This is a genomic window from Arthrobacter sp. FW305-BF8 (genome assembly GCF_021789315.1).
Taxonomy (GTDB): Bacteria; Actinomycetota; Actinomycetes; order Actinomycetales; family Micrococcaceae; genus Arthrobacter.
In genome coordinates this window covers 1909015-1926703 of sequence record NZ_CP084561.1, presented here as the reverse complement: position 1 = coordinate 1926703, position 17689 = coordinate 1909015, and the positions used below count along the sequence as shown (strand labels likewise).

Here is a 17689-nt window from a genome sequence, read left to right as displayed (position 1 = left end):
GCCACTAACGGCGAGGGCCTTCCACGGGCAGGCGTGTGCATCCTCACAGAGTATGTGCCGACGAAAGGCCTGCCCGCCGAGGACTGCCGGGCCGCTGCGGCCATTCGCGTTTTCGCACGTCCGGCTGAACGCGCCAGCCCACAGGGAAAATCCAAGGAGGCGTGGCAAGACTGGCCCTCACAGCATCCGCCAAGGGGGAACCATGAAGAAATCACGGACGAAGCCGGTGGCCGCTGCTGCCATGATCCTGGCATGCGGGCTATTGGCTCTGTTTATTGCCTACTCGACCCAGGCAGGCAAAGAAGCAGCGCTCCTGGACCGGACCGGCGCAGCGGTCATCTGGGGGCTCCCCGTTGCCAAACTTATTTTCAATGTCGCCGCCGCCGGTACTGTCGGGCCACTCGCTTTGGCGCTGTTTGCCCTGCCCCCAAAGGGAAGAGCGTTCTCGAAGGCACTGGCCCTTGCCGGTGTTTCTGCTGTGCTCTGGACAGCAGCCGCAGCCGCCATCAGCGTTCTCACCTTTCACTCGTTGGCTAACCTGCCATTGTTTTCGGAAGGTTCCGGGGCGATATTTGTCAGTTTCCTGACGGACGTTGATGCTGGCCGCAGAGGCGCGCTAACAGTCCTGATCACGGCAACCGTGGCGCTCCTGTGTTTTGGCATCCAGGGACAGCTGGCTGTTGCCGTCACGGCTGTGCTGGCTTCCTCGGGGCTGATACCACTGGCTCTGAACTCCCATGCTGCGGGCGGCGCGAACCATGCCGACAGCACGGTTTCGGTGGTCATGCACATGGCCGCTGCAGCCATCTGGATCGGCGGTCTGGCAGCCCTCGTCCTGCTGCGCCGGACGCTGGGAACGGAGTTGCTGGTTGCGGTCCGGCGTTACTCCACGTTGGCGCTGCTGTCCTTCCTTGCCCTGGCACTCTCGGGTGTAGCGGCTGGGCTAACAGGCATCGGAACAGTTCAGGGGCTGGCTTCACAGTACGGCCTGATTCTCTTGGCCAAGACCGCCGTTCTGGGACTTCTGGGCCTGTTCGGGGCGCTGCACAGAAGGTGGATCCTCACGAAGCTGGAATCGACCCCGGGCAAGGCACGGACCGCTTTCGCAACCCTGGCTGTGGCCGAGCTCGCCGTCATGGCAGCCGGATCGGGACTCGCTGCGGCCCTGGCACGCACTCCGCCGCCAACGGTCTCGCAGGCCGCACCGGCCCAGGTATCCCTGCGCGTTCCGGGTGTTGTGGATGTGTTCAGCAGCTGGAAGCCCGACGCCCTTTGGATCTTCCTCTGCGCCGTCGCGGTGTTCCTGTATGCGGCCGGAGTACGGCGCATACGGAACCGTGGCGGGCACTGGCCTGCCTACCGAGCCGGCCTTTGGTTCACCGGAGTCGCGTTGCTGTTCCTGGTCACCAACGGAGGACTCCGCGTTTACCAGGAGTATCTGATCAGCGCGCACGTCGTGACCCAGATGTTTCTTATCGCGGTCGTTCCACTCCTGCTGGTTCCCGGCGCCCCGCTGACGTTGGCCCGGCTCGCCGTTGCGCCCAGGCAGGACGGAACAATAGGCGGTGCCGAGGCTCTTACCACGACGCTGCGTCCGGTTCTGAGCGCCGCGTCTGCGCCCTACTTCGCAGCCGCCGGCCTGGCGGCCGTAATGGCGGTCCTGTACTACACGCCTTTACTGGACTACTCGTCACGCACCCAGTTCGGGTATCAGGGCATGGCCCTGCTGGCATTGTTTTCCGGCTCCCTCTTCACGGCTTCCCTGGCCCCCCGCGCCGCTGACGGTCCAGCGCCGTCACTGGCTTCCAGGCTGCTGACGATAGGTGCCGTGGCCGCGCTCTACACGGTGCACGGCTGGGCCCTTGCCCAACAGGCAGACCAGCTTCCCGATTCCCGCCGGCAGGAATGGGTGGTCACCGCGGGCCAGCCATGGGACCAGCCTGTTCTGGCGCTCGTGGAGCCTGCGGGCATGGCCATGTGGATCATCGCTGCCGGCACGCTACTTGTAGCGGCCGCGGCTGTGCTGTTCCAGGCTCGCCGACACCGCGACGCGGGAGCTCGGAACCGTTCCGCTTCTGAGCGCGCCCACGACCTTGTGATGTCCTCAGAATCCTGATCGGCCCCTGTCCCCAACGGTGTTCCCCTGGGTGGCTTCCACCCAAAGAAGGCCACTGCCACCCCTCACAGCCTCAAGGTTTCCGCAGGGTAGGTATTACATCCTTCAACTAAATCAATTGGACTTTCTAACGACCTCGGAGGTAGTCGTGTCAGTTACACGCCGTCAGGCACTGCAAATAGGTGGAGTGGGAATCATCGGCGCGTTTGGCCTGGCCGTCCCGCTGACGTCGGTTAACGCCAAGTCAGCAAGCCAGCTGGCATCCCGCAACATGCCGAAGCCATACCAGAGGGCACTTCCCATTCCTTACGTGCTTAAGCCCAAGAGCACCGTGGTGGACCCGGACGGCCAGAAGAGGCACCTGTACCAGATCCAACAGAAGGCAGCTTTGGCCAACATCGTGCCTGGCCTCAGCACACCTATCCTCGGCTACAACGGAACATTTCCGGGCCCGACCATCAAGGTGAACCAGGGCGAACGCATCACCCTGGAAATGGACAACGTGCTGCCGCTGTTTCATCCGCAGTGGGGGTACCGGCTGGATACCTCTACCCACCTGCACGGGTCGGCGTCGCTGCCGCAGTTCGACGGCTACGCTAACGACCTCACGGGCCGAGACTACTGCAAGGATTACGAGTACCCGAACTTCCAGCCGGCACGGACCCTGTGGTACCACGACCACGCGGTACACAATACGGGCCAGAGCGTCTACTCCGGGCTGGCCGCCCAGTATCACCTGCACGACGAGGTGGAAGGCAACATTCTTCCGCAGGGCAAGTTCGATGTACCGCTGACCGTTTCTGACGCGATGTTCGCCGCCAACGGCTCCCTGGGTTACAACGACAACACGCACTCCGGGCTGTGGGGCGACGTCATTCTTGTCAACGGTGCGCCCTGGCCGGTGATGAAGGTCCAGCGGAGGATCTATCGCTTCCGTATCCTCAATGCGTCCATTGCGCGCTCCTACCGCTTCTCCCTGAGTACGGGGGACCCCATGACCATCGTTGCAACAGATGGAGGCCTGATGCCTGCCGCACAGAGCGTGACGTCCTGGCGGCACGGCGGCGCTGAGCGCTACGAGGTTCTCATCGACTTTTCGAAGTATCCCGTCGGCAAGCGGGTGGAACTGCGCAACCTGTCCAACAAGAACAATGTTGATTACGACTTCACCAACAGGATCATGGCTTTCGATGTGACGGACGAACCTGTCGACACATCCGGACCCGGCGCCAGGGTGCTGCCGACGCTCCTCGCCCCGAGCTCCACCATGAGCCTCAAAGCCGCAGAGTCCGTCAAAACCCGGCGCATGCGGGTGAAACGGGACAACGACGTCTGGACAATCGGGGGCATGACCTGGGACGAAGTGGTCCAGAGCGGCTACAAGAAGGTCCTCGCTGATCCGGAATTGAACGATGTGGAAATCTGGGAGATAGAGAACAGCTCGGGTGGCTGGTTCCATCCTGTCCACATCCACCTGGTGGACTTCCAGATCCTGAGCCGCAACGGACAGGCTCCGATGGCCCACGAACGCGGACCCAAGGACGTGGTCTACGTGGGCGAGGGTGAGACGGTCCGGCTGCTCATGAAATTCGAACATCACCGTGGGCGCTACATGATCCACTGCCACAACCTGCCTCACGAGGACCATGACATGATGGCCCAGTTCAGCGTTGGCCTCGACACGAACGACGTAGACCCCAATCATCCTGTCGAAGCGGTCCGGCCGCATCCGATCGGCCAGACTGCACCCGCACAAGGCACGGCAGAGGCACAGGACACGGCAGAGACACCGGAAACCAGCACCCAGCCGACGGAGGTGGCTGCGCCAGTAACCACCGCCCCGCCTGCACCGCCGGTGGCATCGCAGCCGGCGCCCGCCCCCGCCCCTGTCCCCGCCCCCGCCCCTGTCCCGGCTGCGGTACCTGCGGGACAGAAGGACGTGGTGACCATCACCTCCTCCCGGCACCGCCTGAGCAAGGACATGACCTTCAGCGGAACTTCCAAGTACGCCGGATCGACGGCGGCAACTTCGGCTACCGTGGTGCTGTACGACGTGACGCCGGGCCGCGCCTCCACACGTTTGGCTACGGTGAAGGCCAACTCGCTTGGAGCCTGGACGTTCACGGCCAAGCCCGGATCAAGCAAGCAGGTCACAGCCGTCAAGGCCGAATCGAGCCTCGGCGGGGCAGCGACCGCGAGTGTAAGGACCAGCTAACGCTTAAATGCGGGAGAGCCCCGACCAGGGTGTCTGGTTGGGGCTCTCGACCGTTTTAATGGTTGTCCGGCGGTGACCTACTCTCCCACACCCTCCCGGGTGCAGTACCATCGGCGCTGTGGGTCTTAGCTTCCGGGTTCGGAATGGGACCGGGCGTTTCCCCCACGCTATGACCGCCGTAACCCTGTGTCCCGTCCCCCCGGTGTTCTTGGGGGTGGGAAATCTTGTGGTGTTACAACTGTGGTGTTGTATTCAGTTATTGGTTGGTTCCTGAACCAAAGCCCGGTGGCGGGTTTGTTGGTTGGGAACCACATAGTGGACGCAAGCAGTCTTGTTTCTTTGTACCGCCCCCATGGGTGCAAACGCTTTTGAATCCGTTTGCGGGGGTGGTGTGTGGTGTAAGTTATCGGCCTATTAGTACCGGTCAGCTTCACGAGTCGTTAGTCCTCGCTTCCACATCCGGCCTATCAACCCAGTGGTCTGGCTGGGGGCCTCTCACACACAAGGTGTATGGAAATCTCATCTCGAAGCGAGCTTCCCGCTTAGATGCTTTCAGCGGTTATCCCATCCGAACGTAGCTAATCAGCGGTGCACTTGGCAGTACAACTGACACACCAGAGGTTCGTCCGTCCCGGTCCTCTCGTACTAAGGACAGCCCTTCTCAAATTTCCTGCGCGCGCAGCGGATAGGGACCGAACTGTCTCACGACGTTCTAAACCCAGCTCGCGTACCGCTTTAATGGGCGAACAGCCCAACCCTTGGGACCTACTCCAGCCCCAGGATGCGACGAGCCGACATCGAGGTGCCAAACCATGCCGTCGATATGGACTCTTGGGCAAGATCAGCCTGTTATCCCCGAGGTACCTTTTATCCGTTGAGCGACGGCCATTCCACAATGTACCGCCGGATCACTAGTCCCGACTTTCGTCCCTGCTCGAGATGTCTCTCTCACAGTCAAGCTCCCTTGTGCACTTACACTCGACACCTGATTGCCAACCAGGCTGAGGGAACCTTTGGGCGCCTCCGTTACTTTTTAGGAGGCAACCGCCCCAGTTAAACTACCCATCAGGCACTGTCCCTGACCCGGATTACGGGCCGAAGTTAGATGTCCAAAGTGACCAGAGTGGTATTTCAACGATGACTCCACCCGAACTGGCGTCCGGGCTTCAACGTCTCCCACCTATCCTACACAAGCCACTCCGAACACCAATACCAAACTATAGTAAAGGTCTCGGGGTCTTTCCGTCCTGCTGCGCGTAACGAGCATCTTTACTCGTACTGCAATTTCGCCGAGTTTATGGTTGAGACAGCGGGGAAGTCGTTACTCCATTCGTGCAGGTCGGAACTTACCCGACAAGGAATTTCGCTACCTTAGGATGGTTATAGTTACCACCGCCGTTTACTGGGGCTTAAATTCTCAGCTTCGCCTTGCGGCTAACCGGTCCTCTTAACCTTCCAGCACCGGGCAGGAGTCAGTCCGTATACATCGTCTTGCGACTTCGCACGGACCTGTGTTTTTAGTAAACAGTCGCTTCCCCCTGGTCTCTGCGGCCCCGATCCCCTCCCGGTCGCTAGTACCGTTCAAGGTTGGGGCCCCCCTTCTCCCGAAGTTACGGGGGCATTTTGCCGAGTTCCTTAACCATAATTCTCTCGATCGCCTTAGTATTCTCTACCTGATCACCTGTGTCGGTTTGGGGTACGGGCGGCTAAAACCTCGCGCCGATGCTTTTCTAGGCAGCATAGGATCACCGAATCCCCCCTTTACGGGAGTCCCGTCAGATCTCAGGCACATGAACAGCGGATTTGCCTACCGTTCGCCCTACATCCTTGGACCGGGACAACCATCGCCCGGCTCGGCTACCTTCCTGCGTCACACCTGTTAATACGCTTGCCTCCCAGGATCAGGTCCCGCGCTCCACCAAAACCCTTCACCCACAAGGGGTGTCGGGCAGGTCTCGGGCGGTTAGTATCCCCTGTTCAACATGGGCGGTTTTTCGCCGGTACGGGAATATCAACCCGTTGTCCATCGACTACGCCTGTCGGCCTCGCCTTAGGTCCCGACTTACCCAGGGCAGATTAGCTTGACCCTGGAACCCTTGATCATCCGGCGGACGGGTTTCTCACCCGTCTTTCGCTACTCATGCCTGCATTCTCACTCGTGTAGGCTCCACCGCTGGTTTACACCGCGACTTCACCGCCCACACGACGCTCCCCTACCCATCCACACTCCTGAACCACGAAGGCTTGGAAAATATGTGAATGCCACAACTTCGGCGGTGTACTTGAGCCCCGCTACATTGTCGGCGCGGAATCACTTGACCAGTGAGCTATTACGCACTCTTTTAAGGATGGCTGCTTCTAAGCCAACCTCCTGGTTGTCTTCGCAACTCCACATCCTTTCCCACTTAGCACACGCTTAGGGGCCTTAGTTGGTGGTCTGGGCTGTTTCCCTCTCGACTATGAAGCTTATCCCCCACAGTCTCACTGCTGCGCTCTCACTTACCGGCATTCGGAGTTTGGCTGACGTCAGTAACCTTGTAGGGCCCATTAGCCATCCAGTAGCTCTACCTCCGGTAAGAAACACGCAACGCTGCACCTAAATGCATTTCGGGGAGAACCAGCTATCACGAAGTTTGATTGGCCTTTCACCCCTACCCACAGCTCATCCCCTCCATTTTCAACTGAAGTGGGTTCGGTCCTCCACGACGTCTTACCGTCGCTTCAACCTGGCCATGGGTAGATCACTTCGCTTCGGGTCTAGATCACGCCACTGCAACGCCCTGTTCAGACTCGCTTTCGCTACGGCTTCCCCACACGGGTTAACCTCGCGACGTAACACTAACTCGCAGGCTCATTCTTCAAAAGGCACGCCGTCACAGCTACAAGGCTGCTCCGACGGATTGTAAGCACACGGTTTCAGGTACTGTTTCACTCCCCTCCCGGGGTACTTTTCACCTTTCCCTCACGGTACTGGTCCGCTATCGGTCATTAGGGAGTATTTAGGCTTATCAGGTGGTCCTGACAGATTCACACGGGATTTCTCGGGCCCCGTGCTACTTGGGATACTCATCAAAGGCGGCGCTCAGCATTACGGTTACGGGGCTCACACCCTCTACGGCCGGCCTTTCAAGACCGTTCACCTATACCAGCACTCACACCTCCCCGGTCCGGCAGAACCAGGACAACAAGTCCCACAACCCCGCCCATGCAACGCCCGCCGGCTATCACACATGGGTCGGTTTAGCCTGATCCGCGTTCGCTCGCCACTACTAACGGAATCACTGTTGTTTTCTCTTCCTGCGGGTACTGAGATGTTTCACTTCCCCGCGTTCCCTCCACGCACCCTATGTGTTCAGATGCGGGTCACCAGATCACTCGCGCGTCTGGCGGGGTTTCCCCATTCGGACACCCTGGGATCACAGTCCGGTTATCGACTCCCCCAGGCTTATCGCAGATTCCTACGTCCTTCTTCGGCTCCTAATGCCAAGGCATCCACCGTGTGCTCTTAAAAACTTGACCACAAAAGATCAAGGAGTAATTTACGAGAGAACCATGAAAACCAACCACACCCAACAACCACACCCCGTAAGGGTGCCATCATCACGCGCAGCCAGATCCAGGTTCATATTCTTGGAAATTGCTTCTTATAAAAGATGCTCGCGTCCACTATGTAGTTCTCAAACAACAACCCCGTACCACACACCCCACACACACCCGCGCCAACAGACGCAGCAACCGTGTGATCGGTGCAGCCAGGAAACCAGAAACAAACAACCCGGACAAAGCCACGGCCAAAAGCCGCACCCTCCCCGGTCCTGTTGCCTCAGGACCCAACAGTGTGCCAAACACTAAACCGCATGAACCCCGCCCCGCACCGTTCCAGGACAGCCACCCCCGAAAGGGAACCCGTCCGTACTAGACACAGGACAAAACCACGCGGCCGCTATTTGTTGATATTCCACCCATGAGCACCCGCCGCAGAACGATCGCCTGCGCAGCGGGCCTTTACTCCTGACAAACCACACACACCCCGCATACACGCGGCCGTGGGCCTGTAGGTGCTCCTTAGAAAGGAGGTGATCCAGCCGCACCTTCCGGTACGGCTACCTTGTTACGACTTAGTCCCAATCGCCAGTCCCACCTTCGACGGCTCCCTCCCACAAGGGGTTAGGCCACCGGCTTCGGGTGTTACCAACTTTCGTGACTTGACGGGCGGTGTGTACAAGGCCCGGGAACGTATTCACCGCAGCGTTGCTGATCTGCGATTACTAGCGACTCCGACTTCATGGGGTCGAGTTGCAGACCCCAATCCGAACTGAGACCGGCTTTTTGGGATTAGCTCCACCTCACAGTATCGCAACCCTTTGTACCGGCCATTGTAGCATGCGTGAAGCCCAAGACATAAGGGGCATGATGATTTGACGTCGTCCCCACCTTCCTCCGAGTTGACCCCGGCAGTCTCCCATGAGTCCCCACCACTACGTGCTGGCAACATGGAACGAGGGTTGCGCTCGTTGCGGGACTTAACCCAACATCTCACGACACGAGCTGACGACAACCATGCACCACCTGTGAACCGGCCCCAAAGGAGAAACCACATTTCTGCGGCGATCCGGTCCATGTCAAGCCTTGGTAAGGTTCTTCGCGTTGCATCGAATTAATCCGCATGCTCCGCCGCTTGTGCGGGCCCCCGTCAATTCCTTTGAGTTTTAGCCTTGCGGCCGTACTCCCCAGGCGGGGCACTTAATGCGTTAGCTACGGCGCGGAAAACGTGGAATGTCCCCCACACCTAGTGCCCAACGTTTACGGCATGGACTACCAGGGTATCTAATCCTGTTCGCTCCCCATGCTTTCGCTCCTCAGCGTCAGTTAATGCCCAGAGACCTGCCTTCGCCATCGGTGTTCCTCCTGATATCTGCGCATTTCACCGCTACACCAGGAATTCCAGTCTCCCCTACATCACTCTAGTCTGCCCGTACCCACCGCAGATCCGGAGTTGAGCCCCGGACTTTCACGGCAGACGCGACAAACCGCCTACGAGCTCTTTACGCCCAATAATTCCGGATAACGCTTGCGCCCTACGTATTACCGCGGCTGCTGGCACGTAGTTAGCCGGCGCTTCTTCTGCAGGTACCGTCACTTTCGCTTCTTCCCTACTGAAAGAGGTTTACAACCCGAAGGCCGTCATCCCTCACGCGGCGTCGCTGCATCAGGCTTTCGCCCATTGTGCAATATTCCCCACTGCTGCCTCCCGTAGGAGTCTGGGCCGTGTCTCAGTCCCAGTGTGGCCGGTCACCCTCTCAGGCCGGCTACCCGTCGTCGCCTTGGTGAGCCATTACCTCACCAACAAGCTGATAGGCCGCGAGTCCATCCAAAACCGCAAAAGCTTTCCACCCCCCACCATGCGATGAGGAGTCATATCCGGTATTAGACCCAGTTTCCCAGGCTTATCCCAGAGTCAAGGGCAGGTTACTCACGTGTTACTCACCCGTTCGCCACTAATCCCCGGTGCAAGCACCGGATCATCGTTCGACTTGCATGTGTTAAGCACGCCGCCAGCGTTCATCCTGAGCCAGGATCAAACTCTCCGTTGAAGTAAAACAGACACAACCAGGAACCACGGAAATAACGCGGAAACCAGGCTGCACAAAATTTGAAACCAGCTAAAAACACCAGACCACACCACGGGGGTGGCACAGTCCGGCACAATCAACCAATTCATAAAAAATCGGTATCAACAAACTTGGCACACTATTGAGTTCTCAAACAACAGACACATTCGAATACTTACGAAACAATCCGGAAAATTCTCGGGAATTTGTGTTTCGCATTTCCTCGCTGCGATGTTTACAGCTTATTTCATTCAATTTCACTTTGCAAATCCGGGTTATTCGCCCGGTATTCACCCAGTGGAATGAATCCGCCCAGCACTAAAGGAAGCTTTTCTTCATTCATGCTTTGGAGTTGAAGAATTGCTTCTCAGTGAAGGGGGTTTGTCACCGCTCAGCGGCGGCGACTCAGAAGACATTACACGCTCCCCCGCGGCCGTGCAAATCGGCTGCGGAGGAGCGTGCATTTGGTCGGTTCCGGTGCTAGGCGCCGGCCACCTGAACCGTGGCCAGGTTTTTCTTGCCGCGGCGGAGCAGCAGGTACTTGCCGTGCAGCAGCTGGGACGGGGAGATCACCGCGTCCGGGTCCGTGACCTTGGCGTTGTTCACATATGCGCCGCCCTCGCCGACGACCCGGCGCGCCGCGGACTTGCTGTCCGACAGCCCCGAAGCCACCAGCAGGTCGATGATGCCCAGGCCCGATCCGTCCACGGAAGCTGACGGCAGTTCGGCCGTCGCCGCGGCCAGCGTCTGCTCATCGAGCACCGACAGATCGCCGTTTCCGAACACAGCGGCAGAAGCGGCAATGACCTTTTCCGTGGCTTCGGCTCCGTGAACGAGGGCCGTCACTTCGTAAGCGAGCTTCCGCTGGCCTTCGCGGGCGAAGGGACGCTCGGCGACAGACACCGCCACTTCCTCGATCTCGGCCCGGGTCAGGAAAGTAAACACCTTCAGCCGGTCCACCACGTCCGCATCAGCGGTGTTCAGCCAGAACTGGTAGAAGGTGTAGGGGCTAACCATGGCAGAGTCCAGCCAGATGGCGTTGCCCTCGCTCTTGCCGAACTTGGTGCCGTCCGAGTTGGTGATGAGCGGAGTGCCCAGAGCATGAACCGTCTTGCCCTCAACTTTGCGGATCAGTTCGGTGCCGCTGGTGAGGTTGCCCCACTGGTCCGATCCGCCGGTCTGCAGCACGCAGCCGTAGTCGCGGTAGAGCTCGAGGTAATCCATACCCTGAAGGATTTGGTAGCTGAACTCCGTGTAGCTGATGCCTTCCTCGGAGCTGAGGCGTGAAGCCACGGCGTCCTTGCGCAACATGGTGCCCACGCGGAAGTGCTTGCCGACCTCGCGGAGGAAGTCGATCGCGCTCAGCGGCGCGGTCCAGTCGAGGTTGTTGACCATCCGGGCAGCGTTGGCGCCATCGAAGCTGAGGAAACGGCGGACCTGGGCTTGGAGGTAGCCGACCCACTCGGAAACGGTGTCCTTGGTGTTCAAGGTTCGCTCCGCCGTAGGACGCGGATCGCCGATCAGCCCGGTGGAGCCGCCCACGAGGCCCAGCGGCTTGTGGCCGGCCAGCTGAAGCCGCCGCATGAGGAGGAGCTGGACCAGGTTGCCCAGGTGCAGGCTCGGCGCCGTGGGATCGAATCCGCAGTAATAAGTGACCGGTTCCCCGGCGAGGAGCTTCTCCAGTTCCACCTCGTCGGTGGATACGTGGACGAGGCCGCGCCATTTGAGCTCCTGCCAGATATTGGCAAAGCTGGGGTCGTTCTGCTGGGATTCGAGGTCGTTTAGTTGTGACACGCCTTCTAAGTTAGCAGGATCAGCGGCCCCCGGACCCTCGTGAAGGGCTGGAGACAGGCCTGGCCGCGAACGGCCGGCCTGCCCGGGAACATTAACGCTCGATGCCCGCCGGAACGTCCGCGGCTGCGATGAGCCGAAGCCGCTGCGTGGGGCGGGTCATCGCGACGTACAAATCGCCGACCCTGCCGTGCTCGTGGTTCAGCATGGCACTGGGTTCAAGGACCACGACGCCGTCAAACTCAAGTCCCTTGGCTTCGCGCGGGCTGATGACCACCACGTCCTGTTCGTAACTGCCGGCGCCCGTGCCGAGCCGGGAGCCATACTTCGCGCGCAGCGCGGCGGTGGCCTCCCGCAGCAGGTCGCCGTCGGCAATCACGGCGAGCAGTCCGCCGTCGAGCGCTTGGAGCTCCTCGGGAAGGACCTCCACCAGCCGGTTCACGAGGCCCGGCTTGTCCACGCGGTCTATAATTGGCGACCAGCGGCCTTCCCGAACGGCCTTCGGGGCGGAGACCACCAGGCCGGCGGCGTTGGCCATGCGTGCCGCAGCTTCGGCGATCTGCGACGGCGTCCGGTAGTTGACCGTGAGCTCCTCCAGCTGCCAGCGGTCGCCGAACATCGGTGCGAGGGCCCCCTGCCAGGACTTCGCGCCGGCCACGGAACTGGTCTGCGCAATATCCCCCACGATCGTGAAGGACTTGAGCGGGCAGCGGCGGACCAGGAGCCGCCACTGCATCGGCGACAGTTCCTGCGCCTCGTCGACGACGATGTGGCCGAAGGCCCAGGTGCGGTCGCTGGTGGCGCGCTCGGCGGCCGTCAGGCGGGCCTCGCGCTCCTCGTTTTGCTCAACGAGTTCCTCGGCCGACATCAGGACATCGACGCCGGCGGACTCCATGTTGACCAGGGTCTGCCGGGCGTTGGCCAGGGCGCGGGCACGGTCCTGCTCCTGCTGGGCGAGGCCGCGGCCTGCAGCAGGATCCAGTTCACCGAGCAGTTCAGCTGCTTCGTCGAGCAGGGGGACGTCCGCCTCGGTCCAGGGCGCATCCGGAGCCCGCAGCAGGAGCTCGCGTTCCCTGGCGGTCAGCCCGGGGGTGCAGGCTTCAAGGACCGCGGGCTTGCTGAGAAGTTCGCCCACGAGCTTTTCGGGCGTCATCGGCATCCAGCACAGGTTCAGTGCGACGCGCACATCGCGCGATGTCCTGACGTCCTCGGCAAGGTAGGAACGGTCGGCGTTGTTGCCGATGTTGCCCGCTTCGACGAGCTCGGTCATCTGCTCGGTCAGCTCGCGGAGCAGGATCTTGACGAACGTAACGCGGGCCTCGTTGTGCGGCTTGCCGGTGGAGCGTGCGCGTTCGCGGGCACGGCGGACCTGCCGGGGCGTGAGGGTCAGCTTGCGGCCGTCCACTTCCAGGATCCGGTTTTCCGCCGGAATGCGCTGCCGGTTGGCCACGGCATTGGCGATGACCTCGGCCATCTCCAGCCGGCCCTTGATGGCGGCAACATCGGCCTCCTGCTCCGGCACGGCGTTGATGCCGGGCATGAGCCTGCCGAGGCTGGCCATGACCACGCCGGTTTCACCCAGCGACGGCAGCACGCGTTCGATGTATTTCATGAACGACGACGACGGGCCCACCAGCAGCACGCCGGCGGACTTGAGCCTGTCGCGGTGGGTGTAGAGCAGATAGGCGGCGCGGTGCAGGGCCACGGCGGTTTTTCCGGTGCCGGGGCCGCCCTGCACCACGAGCGCGCCGGAGATGGAGGACCGGATGATGCGGTCCTGCTCGGACTGGATGGTGCCCACGATGTCCGACATCCGGCCGGTGCGCTTGGAGTTCAGGGCTGCCAGCAGGGCGCCCTCGCCCTGCAGCGAGTCGGCGTCCGAGAGCATGTCGGCGTCCAGGACGTCGTCCTCGATGGCCTTGACCTCGCGGCCCTGCAGGATCAGATGCCGGCGCCGGCGCACTCCCTGCCGGTCAAATGCTGTGGCCTGGTAGAAGTGGCCGGCCTCCGGCGCGCGCCAGTCGACCATGAGCCGGACGAGGTCCTCGGTGGTGAGCCCGATGCGGCCGATGTACTGTGCCTCGCCGGAGTCCAGGTCCAGCCGGCCGAACACCAGACGGTCGTCGACGGCGTCGAGCTGGGCGAGGCGGTCCTCGTACAGGGCCGCGAAGGCATCGCGTTCGGAGACGTTCTGCATGGTGCCGATTGCTCCCGCGCGGCGCACTTGGGCCAGCTGGGCGCGCTTTTCCGCACGCAGTTCATCAAGCCGTGTGTACAGGCCGGCTACATAGTCCCGTTCGTGGGCCAAATCGGCGTCGTGCATCGTTCCCCTATCGCAAAAGACAGACCGTCCATTCTATAACCTTTTCGGCGTGCGTGGCGGCTGTTGAGCTGCAAACAGCAGGTTATCTGACGGCGCGGCTCCGCCGCTCGCCGGCAAGACGGCTGGTCAGAGGCGCAGCAGCGACCGCACGCGGTGCCCGGACAGGGCGGCGCGGCCACGCAGCTCGCCGAGTTCCATCACAACGCCCACGCCCGAGACGTGCACCCCGCAGCGCTCAAACAGGCGGGCGGCTGCCCCGAGGGTGCCGCCCGTGGCGAGGACGTCGTCGAGGATCAGCACCCGGCTGCCGCGGGCCAGGTCAGTGGTGTGGAGTTCCAGCGTGGCGTTGCCGTATTCCAGGGCGTAGTCCTCGGAGTAAACCTCGCGCGGCAGCTTCCCGGCCTTGCGCACTGTCACCACGCCGGTGCCGGTGGCGTAGGCCGCGGCGGCGGCGAGCAGGAAGCCCCGTGCCTCGACGCCGGCCACAGCATCGAACTGCCCCTTGAACGGTTCCACGAGCGCGTCGACTACGGCCCGGAACGCGGGACCGTCGGCGAAGACGGGGGTCAGGTCCTTGAAGGTGATTCCGGGTTTGGGGTAGTCCGGAACGGTCGCGCAGAGGCTGGTAATGAGTTCGTCCACGGGGACGGGCCTGGGGGCGGGGGCTTGTTCGCTGTGGTTCACCCGTCCAGCCTACGCCCGCGGCGGACGCGCCTTTGCCGCCTTGTAACGGGACACGGTGGGGTCGCCGGTGAGCCAGAACCGCCATGGATAATCGTGCGTGCCGCCATGACCGGCGACGCCGACCCGCGGGCCAGTGCTGACGTGGGCGGCGGGTGCCGGCGGCAGCACCAGGCCAAACGGTGGACCCAGGGCGTCCCTGCCGCTGTCCTCGGTGGTCAGCCCGAGTGCTGTGGCCAGCCGGGCGGGTCCGCTGGCCAGGTCCTTGGCGGCTTTCGACGTCGGGCGCCGGGCGAGGGCCAGTTCCCGGCCCTCCACGATCTCACCCGCGCGCAGGAGGACGGCGGAGGCGTGGCCGGCCGGGCCGCAAACGATGTTGGCGCAGTAGTGCATGCCGTACGTGAAGTAGACGTAGAGGTGCCCGGCCGGGCCGAACATGGGGGCGTTCCTGCGAGTGGGGCCGCGGTAGGTGTGGGAGCCGGGATCAGGGTGCAGGGAATCCACGGGACCCATGTAGGCCTCGAGTTCCGTGATCCGTACGGCGACGGAACCTTCGTCGCTGTGGTGCGTCAGGACGGCTCCCAGGAGCAGCGGGGCTATTTCGCGGGCATCGCCGGACAGGAACTGCCGCACAGGGCCGCTGGTGGTCATGCCCCGACTTTACCGAAGCGACTGTTGTCCGGCCTGATGCTTTGCGAAGCCTCCCACGGCCATGTCCGATTTCCGCTAGCAGGCCCCTCTGGGGACTGGCAGGATGGAGTCATGGACTTCTGGCAGCGCTACCGCGCCATCGATGCGCGGGACACCCGTTTCGACGGGCAGTTCTTTACGGCGGTGCGGACCACGGGCATCTACTGCCGGCCGTCGTGCCCGGCGAGGACGCCCAAGGCGGAGAACGTCACCTTCTATGAGACGTCCGCCGCTGCCCACGACGCCGGCTACCGTGCCTGCAAGCGCTGCCTGCCTGAGGCAGTGCCGGGCACACCGGCCTGGAACGTCCGCTCGGACATTGCCGGCCGGGCCATGCGGCTGATCAATGACGGCGTGATCAACCGCGACGGCGTGGAGGGGCTCGCCTCACGGCTGGGCTATTCGTCCCGGCAGCTGAACCGGATCCTCAGCCATGAACTCGGCGCCGGTCCCCTGTCCCTGGCCCGGGCCAGCAGGGCCCAGACCGCGCGCACGCTGCTGGTGTCCACCACGATGAAGCTCGCCGATGTCGCCTTCGCAGCGGGTTTCAGCAGCGTCCGCCAGTTCAACGAGACCGTGGCCGAGGTGTTCGACATGACGCCGACCGCGCTGCGCAGCACCGCTCGGCACCATACGTCAGCCCCGGCGAGCACCTCACTCACGCTTGCGCTCCCCTACCGCGAACCGTTCGACCCGGGCGTATTTAGCTTCCTCGCCCTCCGTGCGATTCCGGGGATCGAGGCCGGAACCGCCACGTCCTATGCCCGGACACTGCGGCTTCCGCACGGTGACGCGCGGTTCAGCGTCGAATACACGGGCGTCGAATACTCCGGTACAGGGAACGGGTCCAGAGAGGGCAGAACTGCAAAGTACGACGGCGGGCCGCATGGGCGGCAGCTGGTGCTCACCATCGGCGCGGTGGACCTCCGGGATCTGCCGGCCCTGCTGAGCAGGGTGCGCCGGCTTTTTGACCTCGACGCCGATCCCGTCGCCATTGACGGCGCGCTCGGTACCGATCCCCGGCTTTCGGCGTCCGTGGCGGCAGCGCCGGGGATCCGCCTGCCGGGCGCCCTCGATCCGCAGGAACTGCTCATCCGGGCGATGGTGGGGCAGCAGATCACGGTGGCGGCCGCCCGCACGGCCCTCACGCAGCTGGCCGCGGCCGGCAGTCCCAGCGCGGCGCCGGGCGACGGGCTGGCCCGGCTGTTCCCGTCGCCGGCGCAGATCGCCGAGGCCGGCGCGGAACTGCTGCGCGGCCCGCGGCGCAGGATAGAGTCGTTGCTGGCCGTTGCCACGGCCCTGGCCGAAAACACGCTGGACCTCGGCTACGGGGACGACCTGCCGAGTCTCTCGGCCAAGCTGCTGCCGCAGCCGGGCGTCGGGCCGTGGACCGTGGGATACGTGGCCATGAGGGTTATCGGCGCGCCGGACATCTTCCTCGCCAACGACGCCGCCGTACGCAACGGCATCCGGGCGCTGTCCGCCGGCGCCAGCCCTATAGCCGGCGCCAGCCCTATACCCGGTGCCAGCCCGATAAGCGGCACGCCCGGAAGTGGTGCCTGGCCGTCGTCGGACTTCCGCGAAGTGAGCCCCTGGCGTTCGTACGCCACCATGCACCTCTGGCGCGCGGCTGCGGCTGCCTCCAGAACTGCTGTATCCCGAACTCCCGCCGCCCGCAGGGGCGCAATCAACGAAAGCGACAGTGCGATGAAAGCGACAGTGCAATGAAAGTGACAGTGCGATGAAAGCCCAGCTGCTCACCATGACAACGCCGGACGGGCCGTTCACCATCATCGCCCGCGACGGCGTGGTGCTCGCATCAGGCTGGACGGCCGACCCCCAGGACCTGACGGGCCAGATCCATCCGCAGCTGCTGCCCGACGCCTACGAGGCAGTGGAGCAGCTCGGGCCGATTTCGGCCGCCGTGGAGGCCTTCTACGCGGGCGATCCGGCTCCTGCCATGAACGTGCCCGTCCTGCAGAAATCGGGCCCGTTCCGTGCGCATGCCTGGGACGTGCTCCGCACCGTCAGCCCGGGGGCGCCGGTTACCTACACCGAATACGCGGTGCTGTCAGGCAATGCCAAGGCAGTCCGGGCCGCCGCCAGCGCCTGTGCCTTCAACGCGGCGGCGCTGTTCGTTCCGTGCCACCGCGTGGTCCGCACCGACGGCACGATGGGCGGGTTCCGCTGGGGGCTAAAGATCAAGGAAAGCCTGCTGGCCCGCGAAAAGCAGGGACTCGCCGCGGACTGAACCAGCCGGC

8 protein-coding genes and 3 rRNA genes are annotated in these 17689 nt (G+C 62.7%); 4 read left to right on the top strand and 7 right to left on the bottom strand.

The features are described 5' to 3' along the window. The first annotated feature begins 202 nt into the window (after positions 1–202). Positions 203–2116, top strand: a complete 1914-nt coding sequence (locus LFT45_RS08575) for a cytochrome c oxidase assembly protein (RefSeq protein WP_236807931.1) — start codon at positions 203–205, stop codon at positions 2114–2116. A 148-nt stretch (positions 2117–2264) separates the two neighbouring features. After that, positions 2265–4331, top strand: coding sequence for a multicopper oxidase family protein (locus LFT45_RS08570; RefSeq protein WP_236807930.1), 2067 nt, complete (start codon positions 2265–2267; stop codon positions 4329–4331). Positions 4332–4395: 64 nt separating this feature from the next. On the opposite strand, the gene rrf is transcribed toward LFT45_RS08570, so the two are convergent. The 7 genes from rrf to LFT45_RS08535 form a co-directional block, all read right to left on the bottom strand. Then, a 5S ribosomal RNA gene (rrf, locus tag LFT45_RS08565) occupies positions 4396–4512 on the bottom strand. Between the two features lie 212 nt (positions 4513–4724). After that, positions 4725–7850, bottom strand: a 23S ribosomal RNA gene (locus tag LFT45_RS08560). Between the two features lie 550 nt (positions 7851–8400). After that, positions 8401–9925 (bottom strand): 16S ribosomal RNA (locus LFT45_RS08555). Together the 16S, 23S and 5S rRNA genes form the textbook arrangement of a ribosomal RNA operon. 498 nt (positions 9926–10423) lie before the next feature. Beyond that, a complete protein-coding gene (tyrS, locus tag LFT45_RS08550) occupies positions 10424–11737 on the bottom strand; it encodes a tyrosine--tRNA ligase (protein WP_236807929.1) in 1314 nt (437 codons plus the stop codon). Positions 11738–11828: 91 nt separating this feature from the next. Next, entirely contained in the window at positions 11829–14057 is a 2229-nt protein-coding gene (locus LFT45_RS08545; RefSeq protein ID WP_236807928.1) for a HelD family protein, read from the bottom strand. A 126-nt stretch (positions 14058–14183) separates the two neighbouring features. After that, a complete protein-coding gene (locus LFT45_RS08540; RefSeq protein WP_236807927.1) occupies positions 14184–14741 on the bottom strand; it encodes an adenine phosphoribosyltransferase in 558 nt (185 codons plus the stop codon). A gap of 9 nt (positions 14742–14750) precedes the next feature. Beyond that, positions 14751–15389, bottom strand: a complete 639-nt coding sequence (locus LFT45_RS08535; RefSeq protein WP_236807926.1) for a DNA-3-methyladenine glycosylase — start codon at positions 15387–15389, stop codon at positions 14751–14753. Positions 15390–15500: 111 nt separating this feature from the next. Between LFT45_RS08535 and LFT45_RS08530 the strand changes: the two genes are divergently transcribed. After that, the gene (locus tag LFT45_RS08530; RefSeq protein WP_236807925.1) at positions 15501–17156 is read left to right on the top strand and encodes a DNA-3-methyladenine glycosylase 2 family protein; all 1656 of its coding nucleotides are present in this window, start codon (positions 15501–15503) and stop codon (positions 17154–17156) included. 13 nt (positions 17157–17169) lie between these two features. Next, positions 17170–17679: a methylated-DNA--[protein]-cysteine S-methyltransferase gene (locus tag LFT45_RS08525; RefSeq protein WP_236807924.1), complete on the top strand. Its 510-nt coding sequence runs from the start codon at positions 17170–17172 to the stop codon at positions 17677–17679. Positions 17680–17689 lie beyond the last annotated feature (10 nt).